Genomic DNA, 10781 nt, shown 5'->3' on the forward strand with positions numbered 1-10781 from the left:
GTCAGTGTAAAAACATGTCAACGGCAAAATACAGTGACAATAGTAATGAAACTGTTAATAACGGACAAAAAACTGGAACAGCATTTCAAATGAAAGATAACTTGATTATAGAATAATGTGTAATTTTAACTTTACATATATTCACTTTTATTCATTTGATTAAAAAAGCCAGAACTATTGACAATAAACATGACCTCAAATCAAAACATCATTACAGCCAATAAGTTACGTGCCGTTATTAATGTCTACATTTCCGTGAAGCGCCTGTTTTTATGCACTGTTATTCCGGGCAGCCTCGCTCTGACCACCGCGGAAATCAGTTTGATTCTCACTTAACACAGGCCCGTTTTGTCTAAAAATAAGCACGGAAAGGTAAAAATAAGGTAAACGATGCATTTTTTCGCATGCAAAAATAAGTTGTTTTTAATTGATATAAATCAATTTTCACCGCGTAACGACGACGGAAAAATCATCATCTGAGGTGATGGAAACCTTTTTTTACGTGACGTTCATGACGAGAAAAAAGCGTTGTTATGCAATAAGCTTTTGTGCTGAAAAGTGTCGCGCGGGCTGCAACAGCCCGCATGGGAGAGGAAGGAAAATCAGGCGTTAACTTTATCCAGCGGCCAAGAATCAAACAGATAACCATCAAAGTCGATGTCATCAACATTTGAAAACTCCAGCAGGCGCTGTTTGACGTTTTCCAGATGCTGCCACATTGCCAGCTTAGCTGCGCGGGCATCCTTTTTGATTAATGCCGCCAGGATCTGTTTGTGGTCACCCATCCACTCTTTACGGTAATGGGTATCGTCGAGGTGGCTATGGAGCTGGATCCACATCGGGTTGTTTTCACGCCACTGCCATGACTGGCGAAACAGCTCCACCAGCATGCTGTTATGCGTGGCTTCGGCTATGGCGAGATGGAACTGCATGTCGCCGCTTTCAGAACCGTTCGCTTCGCTGGAGGCCAGCTCCCGCTCTTCCAGCTGTAACGCCTGGCGCATTTTAACGATATCTTCACGGGTAGCCTGCAGCGCGGCGAATTCGGCGATATTGCTTTCCAACAGCTGTCGCGCCTGCAGCAGCTCAAACGGACCCGCGTCATTGCAATGATTGACATCCGTACTGTCGATGGTCTGCGCATCTGCATTGTCGAGTACGTAGATCCCGGCGCCGCGACGCACGTCCACCAGACCTTTAATTTCCAGCATAATTAACGCTTCGCGAACCACCGTGCGAGTGACATTGAGCATCTCAGCAATTTCACGTTCCGGCGGCAAACGCTCCCCGGGCTGGTACGGCGTCTGGACAATCAGATCGCGGATCATTGCACCCACTTCCTGGTAGGGTCTTTGTTGAGAAGTGTTCGATTTCATCGTGTTATGTCCGTCAGATGCGTCAATTCAGATCCGTAGGCCGGATAAGGCACATGCGCTGCCAACCGGCACCTGTGCCGTTGGCTGATGGCGACGCTGACGCATCTTATCAAGCCTACAAAAAACATTTTTTCGCCTGAACTATAGCATTTGCGGGAAGCCAAAAACAGAAAACGGGTCAACCAAATCAGCATTTTGATTGACCCGTCATACTTCGGGGATTATGCGTCAGCGCCTAACGCCGCAACGCACTCGCGTGCACCGTGTTCACACAGCTGTTGATATGTCGCGATAATTGTCTCAACAAAATCAGCGTTTTCCGCCAGATCATGGCCAAAAATGCCGCTCAGCCCCAGCAGCGCCGTCACGCGTTCGGCCCCCTGGAACTGTTGGTTAATGCGCAGGAACTCAGCCAGCAAGGGGTCGACAACATCAATGGCCTGCCCCTGTTCATCCACGCCACGGGTGTAGCGCATCCAGCCCGCCACGCCCAGCGCCAGGTGACGCCAGTCGCTGGCGTTTTGCAGATGCAGACGCACCGGATCCAGCAGGCGCTGCGGCAATTTCTGGCTGCCGTCCATCGCAATCTGCCAGGTGCGGTGACGCAGTGATGGGTTGCTGAAACGCTCAATGAGCAGCGTCGCATAGGCGTTAAGATCGGTGCCTTCCGGCATCGACAGCGTCGGCGCTTGCTCCTGCATCATCAGCGCGAACGCCGCTTTGCGATACGCCGGATTTGTCATGGTATCAGCGATAGTTTCATAGCCGCCGAGATAGCCCAAATACGCGAGGAAAGAGTGGCTGCCGTTGAGCATACGCAGTTTCATCATTTCAAACGGTACCACATCGGCAACGAACTGCGCACCAACGTTGTCCCAGTCAGGGCGACCGTTGACAAAGTTATCTTCGATAACCCACTGACGGAATGGCTCACAGGCGATAGCACACGGATCGTACACCCCCAACTGGTCGGCAATCTCTTGCAACGTTTCTGGCGTCGCCGCCGGAACAATGCGGTCTACCATGGTGCACGGGAAAGTGGCGTTAGCCTCAATCCACTGCGCCAGCTGCGGGTCGCGCGCCTGCGCCAGACCCAGCACCGCGACTTTCGCCACATGACCATTTTCACGCACGTTATCGCAAGACATCACGGTAAAGGCCGCAAGCCCTTGCTCACGACGCAGATGCAGCGCCTGTACGATGTAACCAATCGCCGATTTCGGCGCGCCTGGATTCGCCAGATCGTGTTTAATCAGCGGGTTATTGAGATCTAACTGTCCGCTGGCAGCATCGGTGCAGTAGCCTTTTTCCGTGACCGTCAGCGAGACAATTGCCGTCTGCGGGCGCGCCATAGCCTGTAAAATACCATCACAGCCGTCAAGCTCCGGGTGCAACGCTTCTTTCATCGAGCCAATCACTTTCAGCACGGTGTTGTCCGCGCCTTTTTCCGCCACGGTATACAGCAGTTGCTGTTTGCGCAGGTTTTCAATCAGGACGCGATCGTTACCCGGCATCAGGTTAACTTCACAGATCCCCCAGTCGCTGTCGGTGGTTTCCAGCAGATGATGGGTGTACAGCGCCTGATGCGCGCGGTGAAATGCGCCGCATCCCAGGTGAACAATGCGGGATTGCAGGCGCGAGCTGTCCCATGCAGGGCGAGCAACCGGCAGGTTGCTATTGGCAATTGTCGTTGTCATCGTGAACTCCAGAACCCGTTGAATGACCAACGGAAGAGAAAAGAAAAAGCCGGCCAGACAGGTGACCGGCAACTCGCTTTAGCGGCTAAAGAAAGCGCGCTGGATAGCCATCTCAACGCCACGCACTTCCGCCAGCCCTTTCAGGCGACCAATCGCGGAGTAGCCTGGGTTGGTTTTCTTTTTCAGATCGTCAAGCATCTGATGGCCGTGGTCCGGACGCATTGGGATCAGGTCCTCTTTACCCTCGGCTTTACGGCGCTGCTCTTCCTCAACGATCGCTTTCACGACTTCGTACATATCGACGTCGCCGTTAAGATGCGCCGCTTCATGGAAGGTTTTCGGGTTATCTTCACGCAGCGTGGAGCGCAGGTGGGTGAAGTAAATGCGTGGGCCAAACTGTTTGATCATGTCGACCAGATCGTTGTCCGCCCGGACGCCGTAGGAGCCGGTGCACATGGTAAAACCGTTCGCCATGCTGTTGACCGTATCGACCATCCATTGCATATCTTCCACGGTGGAAACAATGCGCGGCAGGCCGAGGATTGGGCGCGGCGGATCGTCCGGGTGTACCGCCATCCGCACGCCCGCTTCTTCCGCCACAGGAATAATTGCTTTCAGGAAGACGGCAAAGTTCTCGCGCAGTGCGGCTTTATCGATATCTTTATAACGCGCAAGATGCTGGCGGAACTGGTCAAGCGTATAGCCCTCTTCCGCGCCTGGCAGACCGGCGATGATATTGCGGGTCAGACGCGCTTTGTCTTCATCGCTCATGGTGGCGAAGCGTTCATTCGCCTGAGCAATCTCTTCGGCGGTGTAATCCGCTTCCGCGCCCGAACGTTTGAGGATGTGCAGCTCAAAGGCGGCAAATTCAATCTGGTCAAAACGCAGCGCTTTGGAGCCGTCCGGCAGGACGTATTCCAGGTCGGTACGGGTCCAGTCGAGAACCGGCATGAAGTTGTAGCACACGGTACGAATGCCGCACTGGGCCAGGTTACGCAGGCTTTGCTGATAGTTGGCGATCCACTGCTGATAGTTACCAGAACGGGTTTTAATATCTTCGTGGATCGGTACGCTTTCGACGACCGACCAGACCAGGCCCGCCTGCTCAATAATGGCTTTACGTTTTAGGATCTCATCAACCGTCCACACTTCCCCGTTCGGGATATGGTGCAAGGCGGTGACCACGCCCGTGGCACCCGCCTGACGTACATCCGCTAAGGTGACCGGATCGTTAGGACCATACCAGCGCCATGTCTGTTCCATCTTTTATTCCTCATTTACGTTATGGACTCGACGATATGGCACATAAATTCCTCCTTTTGGTATGACATGTCAACCTGAAGGAATGAATTGGTTAACCAAATCACGATTTTTGCTGATTAGATCGCCATTTTACGGCCATAAAGCGCAGTAAAGATGTAAACATGTAACGCAATGTGACATTCATCGCATCAATGGTTAACCAATACAGATAACATCTCAACCAAAATCATAATAGTTCAACCAATAAAGGTAGACGTTATATGCATGTTCTCAATATTCTGTGGGTCGTATTCGGCATCGGTCTGATGCTGGTGCTCAATCTAAGATTCAAAATAAACTCGATGGTCGCCCTGCTGCTGGCGGCGCTCTCGGTCGGCATGCTGGCGGGTATGGACTTAATGGCGCTGCTGCACACCATGAAATCCGGCTTTGGCAGCACGCTGGGTGAGTTGGCGATTATCGTGGTATTCGGGGCAGTCATCGGTAAGCTGATGGTCGATTCCGGAGCGGCGCATCAGATTGCTCATACGCTGCTGGCGCGACTCGGTCTGCGCTATGTGCAGCTTTCGGTGATCATTATTGGTCTGATTTTTGGCCTGGCGATGTTCTATGAAGTGGCGTTTATTATGCTGGCGCCGCTGGTGATCGTCATTGCCGCAGAAGCGAAGATCCCGTTCCTCAAGCTGGCGATTCCTGCCGTTGCCGCCGCCACCACCGCCCACTCTCTGTTCCCACCGCAGCCTGGTCCGGTCGCGCTGGTTAACGCCTACGGCGCTGACATGGGTATGGTCTACATCTACGGTATTCTGGTGACTATTCCGAGCGTGATCTGCGCCGGGCTTATCCTGCCGAAGTTCCTCGGCAACCTCGATCGCCCGACGCCGTCATTCATGAAGGCCGACGTACCGGTTGACCAGAACAATCTACCGTCTTTCGGCATCTCTATTCTGGTTCCGCTGATCCCGGCGATCATCATGATCTCCACCACCATCGCCAACATCTGGCTGGTGAAAGGAACGCAGGCGTGGGAAGTGGTCAACTTCTTAGGCTCCTCGCCAATTGCGATGTTTATCGCCATGATTGTCGCCTTCGTGCTGTTTGGTACCGCGCGTGGTCACGACATGCAATGGGTGATGAACGCCTTTGAAAACGCGGTGAAAAGCATCGCTATGGTGATCCTGATCATCGGCGCGGGCGGCGTACTGAAGCAGACCATTATCGATACCGGCATCGGCGATACCATCGGCATGCTGATGTCGCACGGCAATATTTCGCCATACATCATGGCGTGGTTGATAACCGTGCTTATTCGTCTGGCAACCGGTCAGGGCGTGGTCTCAGCCATGACGGCAGCGGGGATTATCAGCGCAGCCATTCTCGACCCGGCAACCGGTCAACTGGTGGGCGTCGATCCGGCGTTGCTGGTACTGGCGACGGCGGCTGGCTCCAACACCCTGACCCATATCAACGACGCCTCGTTCTGGCTGTTCAAAGGCTACTTTGACCTGTCGGTGAAGGATACGCTGAAAACCTGGGGTCTGCTGGAGCTGGTGAACTCCGTGGTTGGCCTGGTAATCGTGTTGATCATCAGCATGATTGCATAACGTCGATACCGCTCTGGCCCACAGCCCAGAGCGGTTCTTTCTCCTGCCTTAACAATCCTCAATAATCAGATACACCGCCTTCACCGGGCCATGCACCCCAACCACCTTGATAAGCTCGATATCCGCCGTCGAGCTGGGTCCACTGATAATATTAATGCACGACGGCATACGCTCACCGGCCTGCGCTTTCTGATGCAGTTTTTCTGCCAGTTGTGCCACGCGCGGCAGGATGGTGCTTTTACGCAGCACGAAAATCGAGGACTCCGGCAACAGGCTCAAAGAACGCCCGCGCTCCGGCGCGGAAAACAGCACCACACCGCCGGACTCAGTCAGGCCATACTCGGCATACACTACGCCGACTTTCGCCTGCTCGGCCTCGGTAATATTTTCGCTGCCTCGCGCCGGATCCCAGACCACGGCGTTGCATTCCTGCTGCAAACGTTCGGTGATGCCCAGCGCCACCAGTCGGCTGTCGCCGCTCAGCACTACTGGCTGACCCAATTCTTCACACAGGCGTAGCGCTGCTTCTGCGGCCTGGTCCTCGCGAGTCAGTTCACAGCGGGCCAGCATCACTTCGCTGGCGAACTGGATAAACGCATCGCAGCGCTGCTGCGGGCTAAGTTCAGTCAGGCGCTCGTTGGCATAATTGTTAACCGGCGCGGCATCCGCTTGCGGTTCGAAACGCGGCAGGCGACCCAGCGCCTGGGCGATGGTGTTTAAAAACGCGGTACGGTTATCCATTCTTTTTCTCCTGCGCCTGATGTTTCTTAAACCAGCTGCGGAAGCTCTCGCCGTCAGCATCAGGCAGATCGCGCGCCTCCATCCAGTCACCAATCGCGCCAACCTTGAGCGGGGTTTTCCCGCCATTGATAAACCAGCTTGCCGCATGCGCGCCCGCCATCATTCCGACTTTCCACAGCCCCGGATGGCTATTGGCATAAGCGAACATTTTGATCGCCCGTCGCTCGGCTTTCGGGGTAATGCCCTCCTCGGCCATCACCCGACGATGACGCAGGATCAGTTTTGACAGCGGAATACGCACCGGGCAGACGCTGTCGCAGGCCGTGCATAAGGAACAGGCGTACGGCAGGTCTTTAAAATCTTTATAGCCGCCGAGCAGTGGAGAAATCACCGCGCCAATAGGGCCGGGATAGATCGAGCCATAGCCGTGTCCGCCGATGTGGCGATACGCCGGGCAGGTGTTCATACAGGCCCCGCAGCGGATGCAGCGCAGCACATCGCGAAACTCAGAGCCCAGCACCTGCGAGCGACCGTTATCGACAATCACCAGATGGAACTCTTCCGGTCCGTCCACGTTATCCGCCTCACGCGGGCCGGTCAGCCAGGTGTTATAGCCCGTCAGACGAGCGCCCACGGCGCTGCGCGCCAGCATGGTGATCAGCACATCCACATCGGCAAAGGTCGGCGCGATACGCTCCATGCCCATCACCGCAATGTGCGTTTTCGGCAGCGTGGTGCACATGCGCGCGTTGCCTTCGTTGGTCACCAGGCATACTGAACCGGTTTCCGCCACGGCAAAGTTACAGCCGGTAATACCGATTTCGGCACTCAGGAAATCCTCGCGGATCTTCTGGCGAATGAACAAGGTCATGGCTTCCGGGGTTTCCGGGCCGTCATACCCCAGACGCTCGTTCAGCACGCGGCGGATCTGATAGCGATCTTTATGAATAGCCGGGACCACGACGTGCGAAGGTGGATCCTGATCCAATTGCAGGATGTATTCCCCGAGATCGGTTTCGATCACCTGGATTCCCGCATCCTGCAGGACATGGTTGACGCCGATCTCCTCGGTCACCATCGACTTGGACTTCACCACCTTCTTCGCGTTTTTGCTGCGCGCGACCTGCAGAATGTAGGCGGTGGCCTCTTCTTTGGTTTTGGCGAAATAGACGTGGCCGCCGTTTTGCGTCACTTTCTCGGAGAGTTGATACAGGTAAGCGTCGAGGTTGCTCAGCACGTGATCGCGGATCTGGCTGGCACGATCGCGCCAGTCTTCCCAGTGGCCTAACTCATCGACCATTTTTTGTCGATTTGCGCCAATACGCTCCTGCGCATTGGCCACGGCTTTGCGCATGATCGGATCTTCTATCTGCTGACGAATGCGCAGTTTAAATTCTACATCGCTGGTTTTTATCGACATCTCTTTCCCCTCAGCGGCTCATCAGCACTTCAGCAATATGCATCACTTTGACCGGCTGGCCTTCCCGTTGCAGTCGACCGCCAATGTTCAGCAGGCAACTGACGTCTGCGCCAATCAAATATTCCGGCTGCGCATCCATCAAATGTAAGACTTTCTCTTTCACCATCTCGCCGGATATCTCGGCCATTTTGACAGAGAACGTCCCGCCAAAGCCGCAGCAGGTATCCTGATCGGCAAACGTCAGCAGCTCCAGCCCGCGCACGTTTTTCAGCAGCGTGAGCGGCTCTTCCTTCACCCCCAGCTTTCGAGTCAGGCTACAAGAGGGATGATAGACAGCGCGGCCCTGCAGGCTGGCGCCGACGTCCACCACGCCCAGCTTGTTGACGATAAAGGAGGTGAGATCCTGCATACGCGCGGCAACCTTTTCGGCACGCAGCGCCCATTCCGGTTCATCGGCCAGATACGTCGGATAGCTTTTTACCGCGTAGGTACAGGAGCCTGCTGGCGAGATAATCGGATCGTCGTTGTCTTCCAGGGCGGCGATCAGGTTTTTCATCCCAGGGATCGCCTCTTTGATGTAACCGCTGTTAATGGCTGGCTGACCGCAACACCCTTGCTTCTCGGGGAAATTAACGCGACAACCCAGTTTTTCCAGCAGCAATACGGAGTCTCGTGCCATCCGTGATTTCAGTGCGTCACCAATGCAGGTAACAAAGAAATTTACATTCACAATAACTACTCCATTGCTTCATTTCTGTTTATTGCGCTTGATATCGCGATATCAAGCAAAGGTTCAGCCGTATTTCACGCCCAGTTTTTCTGTTTGCTGTTTTTACTAATGCCTGGGTTCATGGTGATGCTCGGGTCGTTTTCCTTTGATGCCGACTCTCCGCTTCTTAAGTCAGGACAGTCGCATATGTCTGTATTTTCATTTGTATGACAAAACCAAATAATCCCCTAATCAACCCCCATATGCAACAACCAGGTTTATTTCTTTCGGTCTCGCTCACATTTTTATATTTAAAACCACAGCGTTATGAACACCTTAAAAACAGTTTCAGGTGCTTACTATTCTCATCACCAGCATTATTAAAAAGGTTATCATATAACTATTTATAGGTATTCAGCTTACTCTTAAGTATATTTACCTGGCATTGGATTTTAATTAAAAGATTACAATAGTTACAAAACTACAAATCATAATTACTTTATTCACTGAAGCGATTCAGTTTACATACTTTATTAACCCAGCAATGTAGCCTCCCCACCATAAATATAAATCAGGTTTAATGAACCAATCAGGAATAGCAATGAACGAATATTTTATGTTTGCCCTGGCACTCTCTCCTTTACTACTGATGGTATTTTTAATATTGAAATTGAAAATGCCCATCCATTATTCCGTGTTGATCTCTTTGGTATTCACTGCCGCGCTGTCGGCCATATTCTGGGAAATGCCCGTACAGAATCTGAAAGCCGCGATAGGCTATGGCGCCCTGAAGGGGTTATGGCCGATTGTGATTGTGATCCTCGGCGCCATCTTCAGTTATAACGTCATGCAGGCAACCAAAGCGCTGGATATTCTGCGCGATATTCTCGCCAGCATTAGCGAAGATAAGCGTATTCAGGTGCTACTGATTTCATGGTGCTTCGGCGGATTCCTTGAAGCCGCGGCAGGTTATGGCACGGCGGTTGCCATTCCGATCGGCATTCTTATTGCGCTGGGATTCAACCCGCTGAAGGCGGCGATCGCTTCTCTCGTGGCGAATACCGTTCCCACCGCGTTCGGCGCGGTCGGGATCCCGGTTTCTATTCTGGCGGAACAGGTTAACCTGCCGGTGTATACCTTAGGTGGAACCATTATTCTGCAGCTCGCGCTGTTTAATATCCTGCTGCCGTTTGTCATTGTCTGCATTATTGGCGGCGGCCTGAAAGCCATTCGTGGCGTATTTCTGATCACGCTGATTTGCGGCATCACCACGCTGGTTCCGCAATATTTTGTCGCCATTCATCTTGGCGCGGAATTGCCCGCCTTTGCCGGTAGCCTGGTCAGCCTGTTTGCCGTGGCGATGGTCAGCCGCCTGCGCAAAGGGAAAACCGATCCCGAGTGGCGCATTGAGGTCAGCCATACCCGCGAAACCACGCCGCGCTCGGCAAAAGTGTTGTTCCGCGTAGGCTCTATCTATCTGTTTATTTTTGTTTTTATCCTGCTGTGCTCACCGCTGTTCCCGACGATCAAAGGCGCGGCGTCCCAACTGGCCTCGGTGCTGCATTTCACGCTCGCCGACGGCAACACGCTGGCGCTGAAAGTTGAATGGGTGACCACGCCGGGGATGCTGATCATCTTTGCGACCCTTATCGGCGGTTTTATTCAGGGAGCGTCCGCACGCGGGATGCTGGAAGTATTTATCAAAACCATTTTCCAGCTTAAAAATTCCATTGTGGCGATTATGGCGATTGTCGCGCTGGCCACGGTGATGGATCTCAGCGGGATTATCTCCACGCTGGCCCAGTCGATTGTCGATCTGACCGGCAGTTCCTACGTCTTCCTCGCCCCGGTGATTGGCGCGCTGGGCACGTTTGTTACCGGCAGCGATACCAACTCGAATATTTTGTTCGGCAAACTGCAAACCATTGCCGCCAGTAAACTGCATATCGATCCCAACTGGCTCGCGGCGGC

At 53.4% G+C, this 10781-nt stretch carries 8 protein-coding genes; 2 read left to right on the top strand and 6 right to left on the bottom strand.

Going from position 1 to position 10781, the window contains the following annotated elements; genetic code table 11:
* Positions 1–602: 602 nt before the first annotated feature.
* The 3 genes from uxuR to uxuA form a co-directional block, all read right to left on the bottom strand.
* Positions 603–1376: a Uxu operon transcriptional regulator gene (uxuR, locus tag FDW87_RS16835; RefSeq protein WP_029139754.1), complete on the bottom strand. Its 774-nt coding sequence runs from the start codon at positions 1374–1376 to the stop codon at positions 603–605.
* Positions 1377–1597: 221 nt separating this feature from the next.
* Positions 1598–3073 (bottom strand): fructuronate reductase, encoded by a 1476-nt coding sequence (locus tag FDW87_RS16840; RefSeq protein WP_019078290.1) that lies wholly within the window; start codon positions 3071–3073, stop codon positions 1598–1600.
* A gap of 78 nt (positions 3074–3151) precedes the next feature.
* A complete protein-coding gene (gene uxuA, locus FDW87_RS16845; protein WP_016151555.1) occupies positions 3152–4336 on the bottom strand; it encodes a mannonate dehydratase in 1185 nt (394 codons plus the stop codon).
* 260 nt (positions 4337–4596) lie between these two features.
* On the opposite strand from uxuA, the gene gntP reads away from it, so the two are divergent.
* The gene (gene gntP / locus FDW87_RS16850) at positions 4597–5940 is read left to right on the top strand and encodes a gluconate permease GntP (protein WP_016151554.1); all 1344 of its coding nucleotides are present in this window, start codon (positions 4597–4599) and stop codon (positions 5938–5940) included.
* Between the two features lie 48 nt (positions 5941–5988).
* Here the strand turns inward: gntP and FDW87_RS16855 are convergent, their stop codons facing one another.
* Genes FDW87_RS16855 through FDW87_RS16865 form a run of 3 tightly spaced genes read right to left on the bottom strand, consistent with a single transcriptional unit; the run spans position 5989 to position 8831 of the window.
* Entirely contained in the window at positions 5989–6681 is a 693-nt protein-coding gene (locus FDW87_RS16855) for a lactate utilization protein C (protein ID WP_137379962.1), read from the bottom strand.
* Positions 6674–8101, bottom strand: a complete 1428-nt coding sequence (locus FDW87_RS16860; protein WP_016151552.1) for a LutB/LldF family L-lactate oxidation iron-sulfur protein — start codon at positions 8099–8101, stop codon at positions 6674–6676. Before FDW87_RS16860 ends, FDW87_RS16855 begins: the two co-directional genes overlap by 8 nt.
* 10 nt (positions 8102–8111) lie before the next feature.
* A complete protein-coding gene (locus tag FDW87_RS16865) occupies positions 8112–8831 on the bottom strand; it encodes a (Fe-S)-binding protein (RefSeq protein WP_016155592.1) in 720 nt (239 codons plus the stop codon).
* 580 nt (positions 8832–9411) lie between these two features.
* Between FDW87_RS16865 and FDW87_RS16870 the strand changes: the two genes are divergently transcribed.
* The coding region (locus FDW87_RS16870; protein WP_252363223.1) for an L-lactate permease at positions 9412–10781 on the top strand (1370 nt) is incomplete at its 3' end.

Source organism: Citrobacter sp. wls826 (assembly GCF_005281245.1).
Taxonomy (GTDB): Bacteria; Pseudomonadota; Gammaproteobacteria; order Enterobacterales; family Enterobacteriaceae; genus Citrobacter; species Citrobacter braakii.

Coding starts and splice junctions, on each gene's coding strand:
- uxuR (WP_029139754.1), bottom strand. CDS start 1,376: ATGAAATCGAACACTTCTCAACAAAGACCCTACCAGGAAGTGGGTGCA.
- FDW87_RS16840 (WP_019078290.1), bottom strand. CDS start 3,073: ATGACAACGACAATTGCCAATAGCAACCTGCCGGTTGCTCGCCCTGCA.
- uxuA (WP_016151555.1), bottom strand. CDS start 4,336: ATGGAACAGACATGGCGCTGGTATGGTCCTAACGATCCGGTCACCTTA.
- gntP (WP_016151554.1), top strand. CDS start 4,597: ATGCATGTTCTCAATATTCTGTGGGTCGTATTCGGCATCGGTCTGATG.
- FDW87_RS16855 (WP_137379962.1), bottom strand. CDS start 6,681: ATGGATAACCGTACCGCGTTTTTAAACACCATCGCCCAGGCGCTGGGT.
- FDW87_RS16860 (WP_016151552.1), bottom strand. CDS start 8,101: ATGTCGATAAAAACCAGCGATGTAGAATTTAAACTGCGCATTCGTCAG.